Genomic DNA, 13,414 nt, shown 5'->3' on the forward strand with positions numbered 1-13,414 from the left:
CAACCCATGACAAGCGTCACTAATTTTGTTGTGGCGGCAGAAGGAGAGACCCTGCCCCTCGAGGGCGAGCCCTCCATCCTTTTGCCTCCCATGTACGACGTGGTTTGGTCGTTGGTCGTCTTCATCGTCATCTTCCTCCTCTTTTGGAAGTTCGTTCTTCCGAAGTTCCAGGAAGTGCTCGCGGAGCGCGAAGACCGAATCAAGGGCGGCATCGAGCGTGCTCAGGTCGCCCAGGCTGAAGCCAAGGCTGCTCTGGAGAAGAACAACGCTGAACTGGCTGAGGCCCGTGCTGAAGCCGCCGAGATCCGTGAAGCTGCGCGCGAGCGTGGCAAGGAGATCGAGGCGCAGGCCCGCGCCAACGCCGAGGTTGAGGCTGCCCGAATCCTCGAGGCTGGCGAGAAGCAACTGCAAGCATCGCGCGAGCAGGTTGTCTCGGAGCTGCGCAACGAGATGGGACAGAACTCGATCAACCTGGCTGAGCGTTTGCTCGGTACCGAGCTGTCGGACTCTACCCGCCGCTCGAACACGATCGACGACTTCCTGGCCGAGCTGGACCACGTCTCGACAAGGAAGTAGGCGAGATGAAGGCAACAAGTCGAGAAGCACTGGCGCGAGTTGAAAAAGAGCTCGGTGAGATCATCCGTTCCTCCGGGGAGGGTGAATCCTCCGTCGCGGCTGCGGCCCAAATTGGCACCGAGCTTCTCCTCATCGCCGATGAACTCGATCGGGAGCGAGCCCTGCGAGTCGCCCTGACTGATCCCTCCCTTGAGGTCGCCGCCCGAGAGGGCATCCTCAATGAAGTTTTTAGTGGGAAAGTCGCCGAGCCGACCCTTGCTGTTTTGCGTTCGATCGCAAACCAAGAGTGGTCGTCGTCGCGTGAGATGCGCACCGGGGTTGTCAACCTGGGTCGTTTCGCGCTCATGCTTGCAGCGAAGGCCAATGGCCAGTTGGAGCAAATTGAAAGTGAGCTTTTTCAGCTTTCCGTACTCCTCGAGAACAATGCGGAACTGACCCAGCTCCTTTCGGACCGCAAGGCACCAGCCAAGCAGAGGCGCAGCCTTTTGGCCAACGTCATCTACGGCAAGGTGAGCATGTTCACCGAAGCCATCGCACTTCAGGTCATCGGCCGCCCTGTACGCAACCCGATCGACGATCTTGCGGCAGTGTCCGAAGAAGTCGCGCAGATGCGGGGCAAGACAGTGGCTCGCATTTCTGCCGCTGAGGAGCTTAGCTCCGGGCAACGCGAGGCACTATCCGCAAAGCTGGAATCCATTTACGGCCGCGAGATAGCTATTCACACCGAGGTAGACCCCAGCCTCCTCGGCGGAATGGTGATCCGAGTAGGCGACGAGGAAATCGACGGTTCGACCCGAGGTAAACTCTCGCGTCTGCGCGCCGACCTAGCCGCAAACACGGCCTATTAATACTGAATACATGCTGGAACAAACAACCGAGAGCAGGAAGAACATGGCGGAGCTGACGATCTCCTCCGATGAGATCCGTAGCGCGATAGCGAACTACACCTCGAGCTACTCTGCGGAGGCCTCCCGTGAGGAGGTCGGCGTGGTGATTTCGGCTGCCGACGGCATTGCCCAGGTCTCTGGGCTGCCGGGCTGCATGACGAATGAGCTGCTCGAGTTCCCCAACGGTGTCATCGGTGTTGCACAGAACCTTGATACGGACACTATCGGTGTCGTCGTCTTGGGCAACTTCGAGACCCTCACCGAGGGCGACAAAGTCAAAAGGACCGGCGAGGTCCTGTCCATCCCGGTCGGGGAGAACTTCCTCGGCCGAGTGATCAACCCCCTGGGCCAGCCGATCGACGGCCTGGGCCCGATCGAATCCACCGATGAGCGCGCACTTGAGCTGCAGGCCGCAGGCGTTCTCGACCGTCAGCCGGTCGAGGAACCGATGGCCACCGGCATCAAGGCGATCGACGCCATGACGCCGATCGGCCGTGGCCAGCGTCAGCTCATCATCGGTGACCGCAAGACCGGCAAAACGGCGGTCTGCATCGACACAATTTTGAACCAGAAGTCCTACTGGGAAACTGGTGACCCGAGCCAGCAAGTTCGCTGCATTTACGTGGCAGTGGGGCAGAAGGGCTCCACTATTGCTGGTGTGCGTGCCACCTTGGAGCAGCATGGTGCGTTGGAATACACCACCATTGTGGCTGCTCCCGCCTCCGACTCTGCAGGCTTTAAGTGGCTCGCGCCTTTCTCCGGTGCGGCTTTGGGTCAGCACTGGATGTACCAGGGCAAGCACGTTTTGGTTATCTACGATGACCTGACTAAGCAGGCCGAGGCCTACCGTGCGATTTCCTTGCTGCTGCGCCGCCCGCCGGGCCGCGAAGCATACCCGGGCGACGTGTTTTACCTGCACTCGCGTTTGCTGGAGCGTGCCGCCAAGCTTAACGACGAGCTCGGTGCTGGCTCCTTGACCGCGTTGCCGATCATTGAGACGAAGGCAAATGACGTCGGTGCGTTCATTCCGACGAACGTCATCTCGATTACCGACGGCCAGGTATTCCTCCAGTCCGACCTGTTTAACCAGGGCGTCCGCCCGGCCATCGACGTTGGTATCTCCGTTTCCCGTGTCGGTGGTGCCGCGCAGACCAAGGGGATGAAGAAGGTCGCCGGAAACCTGCGTTTGGACTTGGCTGCGTACCGCGACCTCGAGGCCTTCGCTGCGTTCGCCTCCGACCTTGACTCCGCCTCGAAGCGCCAGCTTGAGCGTGGTCAGCGTCTCGTTGAGCTGCTGAAGCAGTCGGAGAACTCGCCACAGCCGGTGGAGTACCAGATCATCTCGATCTGGCTTGCCAACGAGGGCGCCTTCGACGTCGTTCCCGTTGCGGACGTCCGTCGTTACGAATCTGAGCTGCAAGACTACATTCGCTCCAACGCCCCGCAGGTCTACGAGCAGATCGCCGGAGGCAAGGCTTTGGATGAGGATTCCCAGCAGGCTTTGCTTCGCGCCAACGAGGAGTTCGCCCGCGGCTTCCAGGCCTCGGACGGACAGCGTGTGGTGCGCGAACCCGAGGCTGAGCCTTTGGATGCCAGCGAGGTTTCCAAGCACCAGCTCAACGTCAACCGCTCCAAGTAGTGAAAACTCTTGGATTACCACTACGAAAGGAAGGGAGGAGAGTAAACCATGGCAACACTTCGCGAACTGCGTGACCGCATCCGGTCCGTGAACTCCACGAAGAAGATCACCAAAGCACAGGAATTGATCGCGACCTCGCAGATCACCAAGGCGCAGCAGCGTGTTCAAGCCGCTAAGCCTTACGCTGATGAGATTCAAGACGTCATGGAGCGCCTCGCGGCCGCGACTACCCTCGACCACCCCATGCTCCGTGAGCGTGCAAACGGTCGTGTCGCGGCAATCCTTGTGGTCACCTCCGACCGCGGTATGGCTGGCGGTTACAACCACAACGTTCTCAAAAAGACGGCTGAGCTTGAGAAGATGCTCATCCAAGCCGGCTACGAGGTTGTGCGCTACGTGACTGGTGGCAAGGGCGTCACCCATTTCCGGTTCCGCGAAATGGATGTCGCGGGTGCATGGACCGGCTGGTCCCAGAAGCCGACGTGGGAGGCGACGCACGATGTGCGCCACCACCTCATCAATGGCTTCCTTGCCGGCTCTGAAGGCGAAGTTGAATGGCGCGAGGGACTGACCGGCCCGGAGGGCCAAGCGGTGCGTGGTTTCGACCAGCTCCACGTGGTCTACACCGAGTTCGTCTCGATGCTGAGCCAGGAAGCTCGTGTTCAGCAGGTTTTGCCGATCGAGCCCGTCTTGCACGAGATCGAATACAAGCAGGAAGACATGCTGACCACGGACGCTAACGTCCAGCCCGACATGGAGTTCGAGCCGGACCCCGACACGCTCATGGCGGACCTGCTTCCGGCTTACGTTTCGAGGTACCTGTACTCGCTGTTCATGGAGTCTTCGGCGTCCGAGTCCGCCTCGCGGCGCACGGCTATGAAGAATGCGACGGATAACGCGACGGACCTGGCTAACAACCTGTCGCGTGAGGCAAACCAAGCCCGTCAGGCTAAAATTACCCAGGAAATCACCGAGATCATCGGCGGCGCTGGTGCGCTGTCCGGTAGCGGAGAAAGCGACTAAAACATGACTACTGCTCACTCTTTCGAGGAGCGCAACGACGAGGCGGCTGGTGGTGCTGAGGTTACCCAGACCGAGGCACGCCCCGCCCCGGCCGAGAACACGCAGAAGCCTGCAGGTTCCGAAAATGGCCGTGTCGTGCGCGTCATTGGCGCAGTCGTCGACGTGGAGTTCCCACGTGGCGAACTGCCTGAACTTTACAACGCCGTGCATGTCGACATTGAGCTCGGCGAGCTGTCCAAAACCATCACCCTTGAGGTTGCCCAGTTCTTGGGCGATAACCTGGTGCGCACCATTGCCATGGCCCCGACCGACGGTCTTGTCCGTGGCGCCCAGGTCCGCGACTCCGGTAACCCCATTTCTGTTCCGGTCGGCGACCAGGTCAAGGGTCACGTCTTCAACGCGCTCGGCGAGTGCCTTGATGACCCGTCGGTAGGCAAGGATGGTGAGCGCTGGGGGATCCACCGCGAGCCTCCGGCCTTTAAGGATCTCGAAGGCAAGACTGAGATTCTTGAAACCGGTATTAAGGTCATCGATCTTTTGACCCCGTACGTCAAGGGTGGAAAGATCGGCCTGTTTGGCGGAGCTGGTGTGGGCAAGACTGTCCTTATCCAGGAGATGATTACTCGTATTGCCCGCGAGTTTTCTGGTACTTCGGTCTTCGCCGGCGTCGGCGAGCGCACCCGTGAAGGCACCGATCTGTTCCTGGAGATGGAAGACATGGGTGTGCTTCCAGATACCGCTCTTGTCTTCGGCCAGATGGACGAGCCGCCGGGAGTGCGTATGCGTGTCGCCCTGTCTGGTTTGACTATGGCGGAGTATTTCCGTGACGAGCAGAACCAGGACGTTTTGCTCTTCATTGACAATATCTTCCGTTTCACCCAGGCTGGTTCTGAGGTTTCGACCCTTCTCGGCCGCATGCCGTCCGCTGTGGGTTACCAGCCGACGCTGGCCGATGAGATGGGTGTTCTTCAGGAACGCATTACCTCGACCAAGGGCCGTTCGATTACTTCGCTGCAGGCTGTTTACGTGCCGGCGGATGACTACACCGACCCGGCTCCGGCGACGACCTTTGCCCACCTGGATGCGACCACTGAGCTGTCGCGCTCTATCGCATCGAAGGGCATTTACCCCGCTGTGGACCCGCTGACGTCGACCTCTCGTATTCTTGAGCCGGGCATCGTCGGTGAGCGCCACTACGCGGTGGCCCAGAAAGTCATTGGCATCTTGCAGAAGAACAAGGAACTGCAGGACATCATCGCCATTCTCGGTATGGACGAGCTGTCTGAAGAAGACAAGATCACCGTTATGCGTGCCCGTAAGTTGGAGCGTTTCCTTGGCCAGAACTTCTTTGTGGCAAAGAAGTTCACCGGCGATGAGGGCTCCTACGTGCCGCTCGAGGAGACTATCGAGGCCTTTGACAAGCTGTGCGAGGGTGAGTTTGACGCTTACCCGGAGCAGGCATTCTCCAACCTTGGCGGTCTCGACGACGTCGAGGCTCAGTACAAGAAGCTGCAGGAGAAGTAGGAGGGCCGACATGGCTGAAATCACCGTACAACTCGTCTCGGTCGACCGCATGCTGTGGTCGGGTCAGGCTAGCATCCTCACAGCCCAGACCACCGAGGGTGAGATCGGTATTCTGCCCGGCCATGAGCCGTTCCTCGGGCGTCTCAAGGACTACGGCGTTGTGACGATCCGCCCGATCGACGGCGAGCGCATCGTCGCTGCCGTGCAGGGAGGTTTCCTTTCTGTGCAAGGCAACAAGGTCACCGTCCTCGCTGACTTTGCTGTTTTCGCTGATGAGGTTAATTCCCGCGACGCTGAAAGCGAGCTTTCCAGTGGCGACGCGGAGCAAAAAGCTCGCGCCATGGCCGAGCTTGCTGCCGTGCGCCGCAGCGGCGCTAATAGCTAGTCCGGCAGAGTACTCTGACGAAAACCCCGCTTCGGCGGGGTTTTCGCTTTTCTGCGTGAAGGTATTTGAACGGCAAAAACAGTGGGATTGGTGCGCTGTGGCTGTGCGGGGCTAGACTTAACCCATTATTTATCTCCCTTCTCGCAGTGACTAGGAGTGGTTGATGGAGGTCGTGGTCTACGCCGTCGTTCTGCTCGTTGTTTTTGCTTCGTTTGTGGCGGCGTGGCGGTTCATGCGGTTTCGCAATGCTGGCGCACAGGGAATGTTTCGCCGCTTGCCTGCTCGGGGTGTGCACGGGTGGCGTCATGGAATTTTGCATTATAAGGGTGAGGTGCTGCAGTTTTATAAGCTGAGGTCGTTGTCTTTGACGAATGATTTGAGTTTGGAACGACGCAGTATCACCATCGATGGGGTAAGGCAATTAAGCGCTGATGAGCGTGAGTTCATGCCGCAGGTGGCAGAGATCCTCCAGTTGAGTAGCCCATTTGGCGCTTTGGAGTTTGCGGCCCCGCTGCACGCTCAGATGGCGTTGGTGTCCTGGATCGAGGCAGCCCCGGATCAAAGGCAGCAACGCCGCGATTTGAATTTTTTGGCGCACCAGCGCCACAACGGCAACCGCAAGGGCGCCTAAGGCCTGTGCGCATGCGGGGCTCTGTTGTCAGTCCACGCCCTGTAATCTGTTGCTTATGCGTTTGCTTATTGCCGAGTGCACTGTGGACTATGTGGGCCGTTTGGATGCTCACCTGCCGTTGGCAAAGCGTCTGATTATGGTGAAGGCCGACGGTTCGGTGTCGATTCATGCGGATGACCGAGCTTACAAGCCTTTGAACTGGATGACTCCGCCGTGCACGATCAGGACCGAAGCTGTGGTGGATATCGACGGTGAGGATACTGGTGATGAGCTGTGGATCGTGGAAAACAACAAGGGTGATCAGTTGCGTATCACTATTGGGGAGGTGCTCTCCGATAATGAGATCGAGCTGGGGCAAGACCCGGGCTTGGTAAAAGATGGCGTCGAAGCGCACCTGCAGGAGTTGCTGGCCGAGCACATCACCGTACTGGGGGAAGGATTTACACTCGTGCGCCGCGAGTATCCGACGGCGATCGGTCCGGTGGATATCCTCGCGCGTAATTCTGAGGGGGCGACTTTCGCGGTGGAAATTAAACGCCGCGGTGGACTAGATGGGGTGGAGCAGCTTTCACGCTACGTTGAGCTTCTGAACCGTGACACACTGCTGGCCCCTGTTTACGGGGTTCTCGCGGCCCAGGAGTTTAAGCCTCAGGCCCGCACGTTGGCCGCTGATCGGGGTTTTCGCTGCTTGACTCTCGACTACGACGAACTGCGCGGAATCGAGTCCGACGAGCTGCGTTTGTTTTAGCGGCCGTTGTCGCGCATTTCACAATCCGCATTTCACAAGCTCTGGGAAGGAAAAATTTGCCATGCTGCGGCGCAACCGGCGCGATCGAATTACTCCCTCTTACCGGCTGCCGCAGGACGGCTCCACCTTTTTGGGAACTAGGCAAGAAGAAGGACCTTCGTGGACTCGCGGGGAAATTTACATGGTGCGCAGCATGGGTTCGGCGGCGGCGAGTAAGTTCTACGTTTGCCCTGGGTGCAACCAGAACATTCCGCCTGGGGTGGCGCACATTGTGGTTTGGCCGAGGGATAGTGGCCGTGGGGTAGATGACCGCAGGCATTGGCACAAGAACTGTTGGCAGCGTCGCTAAGCTGGGACGCATGATTGCAGCTTTTTCCATTGCTCCGACGGTTACTGATAATGCTGTCAGCGCTCTTTGAAAAGTAGCCCAAAACGCTCCTCGAAAAGTAGCCCACCCGGAAAAGATTGGATGGGTGATTTCATTGGAGGAATGGGCGCAGATCCGATACCTGCGTGGGCAGGGTCTGTCATTGAGGAAGATCGCGGCCGAAGTGGGCTGTGCGAAGAAGACGGTGGAGAAGGCTTTGGCTTCAGATTCGCCGCCTTGTTACAAGCCACGGGATGCCAAAGGCACGAGTTTCGATCCGTTTGAACCGCAGGTCAGGGAACTTCTCACGGAAACACCGCAGCTTAATGCCAAGGTGTTGGCTCAGCGAGTGGGCTGGACAGGCTCGGATTCATGGTTTCGCAAACACGTTGCCAGGATCCGGACTGAGTATATGCCCGCCGACCCAGTCGATACCCTTACTCACGCCCCGGGGCGTGAGATCCAATGTGATCTCACTTTTGCACCGGGTGGACTACCTGATGCTGATGGGGTCTACCGCGCGTTGCCGGTGTTGGTGATGGCAGCCTCGCATTCTCGTTTCGCTGCGGCGTGTGTGCTTCCCTCGCGCACGACTGATGACTTGATCGCCGGGATGTGGCAGTTGATAACACGTGATTTCCAAGCGGTACCAGATCGGCTCGTGTGGGATCACGAGTCCGGGATTGGCAAGGCGAAGCTGTGCGAGCCTGTTGCCGCATTCGGCGGGGCGCTGTGCTGCAGAATCGTTCAGACCCCACCGCGGGACCCGGAATCTAAAGGCATCGTCGAGCGCACCAACGGGTACATGAAGCGTTCCTTCTTCCCCGGGCGCCGGTTCAGCGACCCGGTGGATGTGCAAGCCCAACTTGATGAGTGGTTCACCACAATCGCCAACGCACGCGTTCACACCACGTTGAAGGCCACACCGGCGGACTTGTTTGCAGCTGATCAGCGGGCGATGCGCCCCTTGCCACCGTATCCGCCGGTGTTCGGTGTCAGGCCCGCGGTGCGCCTGCCGCGAAACTACTACGTCACCGTTGACACCAACCAGTACAGCGTGGATCCGACATTCATTGACCGACTAGTCACTGTGCGCAGCACGCTTGATGAAATCGCCGTGACCGGGCCACACGGTGAACCCGCCGCGGTGCACCCGCGCCACTGGGGCCAGCACAAGGTCATCACCGACCCCGCCCACGCCCAAACTGCCCGCGCCATGCGCCGCGACCTAGCTACGGCGGGCGAGAGATTCCAGCCAGATACCGCTGTTGACATCGCTGACCTATCCATCTACGACCACATCGCCTAACACGGCCTCAACGCCCCACAAACTTCAAGGAGAGCTCTTTCCTATGACCCGCACCAGCGCCCACGACACCGCGGCGGCAATTAGTCACCTCGCACGGGAGTTGAAAGCCCCACGCATCGACAACGTCTACTCAACCATCGCCGATCAAGCACGTAGCCAATCCTGGACATTCGAGGAGTACCTCGCCGCCGTGCTATCTGTCGAAGCGACCGCCCGCGCAGAATCCGGAGCATCATTACGCGTCAAACGCGCCGGCTTTCCGGCCGTGAAAACCATCGCCGACTTCGACTTCACCGCACAACCCAGTATTGACCGCACTGAAATCGCACGCCTTGAAACCGGGGCCTGGGTCGCCACAGCTGAAAACGTCGTCCTGCTCGGCCCACCCGGAACCGGCAAAACCCACCTCGCCACCGCACTTGGCATCACAGCAGCGCAGCAAGGCTATCGCGTCCTCTTCGACACCGCCGCCGGGTGGGTAAACACCCTCACTGAAGCCCACAACACCGGCAAACTCGAAACGCTGCTGAAACGATTAAACCGCTACCACCTGCTCATCATCGACGAACTCGGCTACATTCCCGTCGAAGCTGACGCGGCGAACCTGTTTTTTCAACTCGTCTCCAGACGCTACGAACACGGCTCCATCATCGTGACCTCAAACCTAGCGTTTTCCCAATGGGCGCAATGCTTCGGCGACATCACAGTAGCCACCGCCATGGTCGACCGCATCGTCCACCACGCCAAAATCTTTCAACACCGAGGAGTAAGCCACCGCATCAAAGGACGCGAAATACCCGCACCAACAACCCCCTCACCAACCCCACATCAGGCACAATAACAACGACCACACTGGGCTACTTTTCAAAGAGCGCCAGTGGGCTACATTTCGAAGAGCGCTCACAAATGCGAACGCGGAGATGTCCGAGGCGGTTGCGCGTGCGGTGCGCATTGTGCGTGCTTCTGGGCTGCCAAACGAAACCACGGCGATGTTTACCACCATCGAGGGGGAGTGGGACGAGGTGATGGAGGTGATCAAACGGGCCACGGAGGCAGTCGAGGAGGTTTCGCCGCGTGTTTCGCTGGTGATCAAGGCCGATATTCGCCCCGGCTATACCGATATGCTCCATCAGAAAATGGAGTCTTTGAACAAGCACCTTGAGGGATAAGAGTAAACCATGGCTGATTTCGTTTCGGGCGCCGTTGACCTGTCGGCGTTGAAAAATAAGGCTGGTGGTGGCGCTGTGCAAGGCGGCAGCACCGCCGCCTTTACTGCTCAGGAGGACGGTTTCGAGCCTTTCATCACCGCCACCCAGGACAGTTTTGAAGATGAGGTGCTGCGCCGCTCTGCGCAGGTGCCGGTGATTGTGTTGGTTGGCTCGGAGCACTCCGGTGAATCGGGGGAGCTGAAGACAACTTTTGCACAGCTTGCGGCCGGGCAGCGGGCCTTTAGGGTTGCTTACGTCAACGCTGAAGATTCGCCTTTGCTCGCCCAGATGCTGGGCGTGCAGGTGGTGCCCACGGTCATTGCGTTGGCTGCGGCGCGGCCAGTGGCGAGTTTTGAAGGCAACCAGCCGCGAGAGGAGTTGAAGGCGTGGGTTGAGGCCGTTGTTGCGCAGCTTGGGCCTCAGCTTGAGGGCCTGCCCGACGAGAAGAGGCCCCAGGATACGGATTTTGTGCACGACCCTCGCTTAGCGGATGCCACGGCGTCGCTCAACCGGGGTGATTTCGACGCCGCAAGCACCATCTACGACGCGGTGCTTGCCGACGACCCCTCGAACACCGAGGTCAGACAGGCCAAGGCGACCGTGGCGGTACTGAAGCGTTTGGATCTCAAGGGGCGCACCACCGATCCGGTTGCGGAGGCGGAAGCGGATCCGGGCGACGTCGACAAGCAACTTGCTGCCGCCGATGCCGAAGTTGTCGCTGGTGCGCCGGAGAAGGCCTTTACGCGCCTTGTGGCGCTGGTGAAAACTTCCCCGCGCGCCAAAGAACGTCTCCTCGACCTGTTTACGCTGTTTGAGCCTGGGGATCCGCGCGTGATTGAGGCCCGCACAAAGTTGGCTTCGGCGCTGTTTTAGGTCGCTCCTTTTAGCGCTCCAGCTTGTAGAGCTGGGTGCTCATCGCCGGCAGGTGCAAGGCGAGCGACTGCTCAAAGTGGTCCCACTGCGTCGGCTCGGTCGAGACCGTGCCGGCGAGGTCGTTTCCGGCGCCGCCGTAGACGGCGTCATCGGTGTTGATCACTAGCTGCCACGTGCCGGCGATGGGCAGCCCGAGCCGGTAGTCAAGGTGGGATGTTCCCGAGAGGTTAACCACCGCGAGCACTGGGTTGCCGTCGGAGCCCCACCGAAGGTAAGCGAGGACATTTCGCTGTGCGTCGTCGCTTTTGATCCATTGGAAGCCCATCGGCGTGTTGTCCTGCGAGAACAGGGCGGGGGTGTCGCGGTAGACCACGTTGAGGTCGCGCACGAGGCGCTGGATGCCGCGGTGGTAGCCGTGGCTCCAGTTCTCGGAGACATTGTCCCAGTTGATCGAGTGGGCCTCGTCCCATTCGGTGGTTTGACCCCACTCGCAACCCATGAACATGAGCTGTTTGCCGGGGTGCGAGAACATGTATCCGTAGAGCGAACGAAGCCCAGCGGCTTTGTTCCAGTCGTCGCCGGGCAGACGTTGCCACAGAGATCCTTTGCCGTGGACCACCTCGTCGTGTGAAAAAGGCAGGACGTACTTTTCTGAAAAGGCGTAGACCAGTGAGAAAGTGATTTCGTTGTGGTGGTGGAAGCGGTGTACGGGGTCGAGGGAGAAGTACTCGAGGGTGTCATTCATCCAGCCCATGTTCCACTTCAGGCTAAATCCCAGGCCTCCGGAGGATGTTTGGGCGGTCACGCCGGGCCACGCTGTAGATTCTTCGGCGATGGTGACCACACCAGGGTGGGTGCGGTGGACGGTCGCGTTCATCTCCTGCAGGAACTGCACCGCGTCCCAGTTCTCGCGCCCGCCGTGTTGGTTGGGCAGCCATTCACCAGGGTTGCGGGAGTAGTCCAGGTAGAGCATGGAGGCTACGGCGTCGACGCGCAGGCCGTCGAGGTGGAATTCCTCGCACCAGTACAAGGCGTTGGCGACGAGGAAGTTGCGCACCTCGTTGCGGCCGAAGTCGAAGACGTAGGTGCCCCAGTCTTTTTGTTCGCCGCGTCGCCAGTCGGGATGTTCGTAAAGGGCGGTGCCGTCGAAGCGTGCTAATGCCCAATCGTCTTTGGGGAAGTGCGCCGGCACCCAGTCGACGAACACCCCGATGCCGTGGGCATGAAGCTTGTCGACGAGCTCCCGGAACTCATCCGGGCTGCCCCAGCGCGCGGTAGGGGCGTAGTAGCCGGTGACTTGGTATCCCCATGATCCGCCGAAGGGGTGCTCCGCGACCGGGAGGAATTCGACGTGAGTGAAGCCGTTGTCGACGAGATAAGGCACGAGCTCGTCTATGAGTGTGCGGTAGGTCGCGCCTTGTTTCCAGGACCCGATGTGGCACTCGTAGACGCTCATGGGGGCTTCGGCGGTATCGATTTCTTGGCGTTTGGACAGCCATTTCTCGTCGCTCCACTGGAAGCTGGAGGGCCCGGCGACCACCGAAACTGTCTCCGGTGGGGCGAGGGTCTGCTTGGCCATGGGGTCAGCTTTGTCGATGCGTTGGCCCTGCGCGGTCTGCACCGCGTATTTGTAGGTCGCGCCAGGGAGGATGCCGGGGATGAAAATTTCCCATACGCCGGTCGAGCCGAGGGTGCGCATGGGGTACTGGTTTGGGTTCCAGCCGCAGAAGTCGCCGACGACGGCAACGCCTTGGGCGTTCGGCGCCCACACGGCGAAGGATGTGCCAGTGACCTCGCCGAGGGTGGTGGAGTAGGTGCGGACGTTGGCGCCGAGCACCTCCCACAGCCTTTCGTGGCGTCCTTCGCTGATCAGGTGCAGGTCGAGCGCGCCGAGGGTGGGCAGGAAGTGGTAGGGGTCGGCTTGGATGAGCGGTTCAGCGTCCGGGTAGGTTACGCGGAAGCGGTAGTCGGGGGCGTGTTTGTCTGCGAGGCCGGTAACCCAGATGTCGTCTCCCATCGGCTGCATCTCCACGGTGGTGTTGTGGATGAGCAGCTCCACGCGAAGTGCGCCGAGAAGACGGGCCCGCACGACAGAGCCCGTCGGTGTTGGGTGCCAACCATAGAAGTCATGCGGTGCGTGGTGTTTGCACTCCAATAAGCGTTGTCGGTCGTGCTCGGGGATCAAGAGGGTCGAGTCGATGCCCGTCATGTGGTGTCCTTATTAAAAGCCTGGGTCGGGTGGAG

14 protein-coding genes are annotated in these 13,414 nt (G+C 59.8%); 13 read left to right on the top strand and 1 reads right to left on the bottom strand.

The genetic code is table 11. The annotated features are described in order from the left end of the window. The first annotated feature begins 6 nt into the window (after positions 1–6). The 13 genes from VLL26_RS02595 (at position 7) to VLL26_RS02655 (ending at position 11,170) form a co-directional block, all read left to right on the top strand. Complete coding sequence (locus tag VLL26_RS02595) at positions 7–576, top strand: F0F1 ATP synthase subunit B (RefSeq protein ID WP_342319567.1); 570 nt, start codon at positions 7–9, stop codon at positions 574–576. Positions 577–581: 5 nt separating this feature from the next. Then, positions 582–1,424, top strand: a complete 843-nt coding sequence (locus VLL26_RS02600; protein WP_342319568.1) for a F0F1 ATP synthase subunit delta — start codon at positions 582–584, stop codon at positions 1,422–1,424. Between the two features lie 10 nt (positions 1,425–1,434). Then, the gene (gene atpA, locus VLL26_RS02605; protein ID WP_342319569.1) at positions 1,435–3,102 is read left to right on the top strand and encodes a F0F1 ATP synthase subunit alpha; all 1,668 of its coding nucleotides are present in this window, start codon (positions 1,435–1,437) and stop codon (positions 3,100–3,102) included. 48 nt (positions 3,103–3,150) lie between these two features. Then, on the top strand, positions 3,151–4,125 hold the full coding sequence (locus VLL26_RS02610; RefSeq protein ID WP_342319570.1) for a F0F1 ATP synthase subunit gamma: 975 nt from the start codon (positions 3,151–3,153) through the stop codon (positions 4,123–4,125). 3 nt (positions 4,126–4,128) lie between these two features. Continuing rightward, a complete protein-coding gene (gene atpD, locus VLL26_RS02615; RefSeq protein ID WP_342319571.1) occupies positions 4,129–5,649 on the top strand; it encodes a F0F1 ATP synthase subunit beta in 1,521 nt (506 codons plus the stop codon). Between the two features lie 10 nt (positions 5,650–5,659). Beyond that, positions 5,660–6,034: a F0F1 ATP synthase subunit epsilon gene (locus VLL26_RS02620; protein WP_342319572.1), complete on the top strand. Its 375-nt coding sequence runs from the start codon at positions 5,660–5,662 to the stop codon at positions 6,032–6,034. Positions 6,035–6,197: 163 nt separating this feature from the next. After that, positions 6,198–6,665: a DUF2550 domain-containing protein gene (locus tag VLL26_RS02625; protein ID WP_342319573.1), complete on the top strand. Its 468-nt coding sequence runs from the start codon at positions 6,198–6,200 to the stop codon at positions 6,663–6,665. 55 nt (positions 6,666–6,720) lie between these two features. Continuing rightward, positions 6,721–7,413: an endonuclease NucS gene (gene nucS, locus VLL26_RS02630; RefSeq protein ID WP_342319574.1), complete on the top strand. Its 693-nt coding sequence runs from the start codon at positions 6,721–6,723 to the stop codon at positions 7,411–7,413. 61 nt (positions 7,414–7,474) lie between these two features. Beyond that, positions 7,475–7,762 carry a hypothetical protein gene (locus VLL26_RS02635; RefSeq protein WP_342319575.1) on the top strand — a complete coding sequence of 96 codons (288 nt, stop codon included), beginning with the start codon at positions 7,475–7,477 and terminating at the stop codon, positions 7,760–7,762. Between the two features lie 124 nt (positions 7,763–7,886). After that, positions 7,887–9,089, top strand: a complete 1,203-nt coding sequence (gene istA, locus VLL26_RS02640; protein WP_342318463.1) for an IS21 family transposase — start codon at positions 7,887–7,889, stop codon at positions 9,087–9,089. A gap of 43 nt (positions 9,090–9,132) precedes the next feature. Continuing rightward, positions 9,133–9,930 carry an IS21-like element helper ATPase IstB gene (gene istB, locus VLL26_RS02645; protein ID WP_342319408.1) on the top strand — a complete coding sequence of 266 codons (798 nt, stop codon included), beginning with the start codon at positions 9,133–9,135 and terminating at the stop codon, positions 9,928–9,930. 79 nt (positions 9,931–10,009) lie between these two features. After that, positions 10,010–10,258: a thiamine-binding protein gene (locus tag VLL26_RS02650; protein ID WP_342319576.1), complete on the top strand. Its 249-nt coding sequence runs from the start codon at positions 10,010–10,012 to the stop codon at positions 10,256–10,258. A 9-nt stretch (positions 10,259–10,267) separates the two neighbouring features. Then, positions 10,268–11,170, top strand: a complete 903-nt coding sequence (locus VLL26_RS02655; RefSeq protein ID WP_342319577.1) for a tetratricopeptide repeat protein — start codon at positions 10,268–10,270, stop codon at positions 11,168–11,170. A 10-nt stretch (positions 11,171–11,180) separates the two neighbouring features. Here the strand turns inward: VLL26_RS02655 and glgB are convergent, their stop codons facing one another. Then, positions 11,181–13,379: a 1,4-alpha-glucan branching protein GlgB gene (glgB, locus tag VLL26_RS02660; protein WP_342319578.1), complete on the bottom strand. Its 2,199-nt coding sequence runs from the start codon at positions 13,377–13,379 to the stop codon at positions 11,181–11,183. Between the last annotated feature and the right edge of the window lie 35 nt (positions 13,380–13,414).

Source organism: Corynebacterium sp. BD556, from assembly GCF_038452275.1.
GTDB classification, from domain to species: domain Bacteria; phylum Actinomycetota; class Actinomycetes; order Mycobacteriales; family Mycobacteriaceae; genus Corynebacterium; species Corynebacterium mayonis.

Bases quoted from the DNA above. Each gene is read 5' to 3' on its own strand.
- VLL26_RS02595 (WP_342319567.1), top strand. From the start codon at position 7: ATGACAAGCGTCACTAATTTTGTTGTGGCGGCAGAAGGAGAGACCCTG.
- VLL26_RS02655 (WP_342319577.1), top strand. From the start codon at position 10,268: ATGGCTGATTTCGTTTCGGGCGCCGTTGACCTGTCGGCGTTGAAAAAT.
- VLL26_RS02600 (WP_342319568.1), top strand. From the start codon at position 582: ATGAAGGCAACAAGTCGAGAAGCACTGGCGCGAGTTGAAAAAGAGCTC.
- atpD (WP_342319571.1), top strand. From the start codon at position 4,129: ATGACTACTGCTCACTCTTTCGAGGAGCGCAACGACGAGGCGGCTGGT.
- VLL26_RS02620 (WP_342319572.1), top strand. From the start codon at position 5,660: ATGGCTGAAATCACCGTACAACTCGTCTCGGTCGACCGCATGCTGTGG.
- VLL26_RS02635 (WP_342319575.1), top strand. From the start codon at position 7,475: ATGCTGCGGCGCAACCGGCGCGATCGAATTACTCCCTCTTACCGGCTG.
- glgB (WP_342319578.1), bottom strand. From the start codon at position 13,379: ATGACGGGCATCGACTCGACCCTCTTGATCCCCGAGCACGACCGACAA.
- VLL26_RS02650 (WP_342319576.1), top strand. From the start codon at position 10,010: ATGTCCGAGGCGGTTGCGCGTGCGGTGCGCATTGTGCGTGCTTCTGGG.
- VLL26_RS02610 (WP_342319570.1), top strand. From the start codon at position 3,151: ATGGCAACACTTCGCGAACTGCGTGACCGCATCCGGTCCGTGAACTCC.
- nucS (WP_342319574.1), top strand. From the start codon at position 6,721: ATGCGTTTGCTTATTGCCGAGTGCACTGTGGACTATGTGGGCCGTTTG.
- atpA (WP_342319569.1), top strand. From the start codon at position 1,435: ATGCTGGAACAAACAACCGAGAGCAGGAAGAACATGGCGGAGCTGACG.
- VLL26_RS02625 (WP_342319573.1), top strand. From the start codon at position 6,198: ATGGAGGTCGTGGTCTACGCCGTCGTTCTGCTCGTTGTTTTTGCTTCG.
- istB (WP_342319408.1), top strand. From the start codon at position 9,133: ATGACCCGCACCAGCGCCCACGACACCGCGGCGGCAATTAGTCACCTC.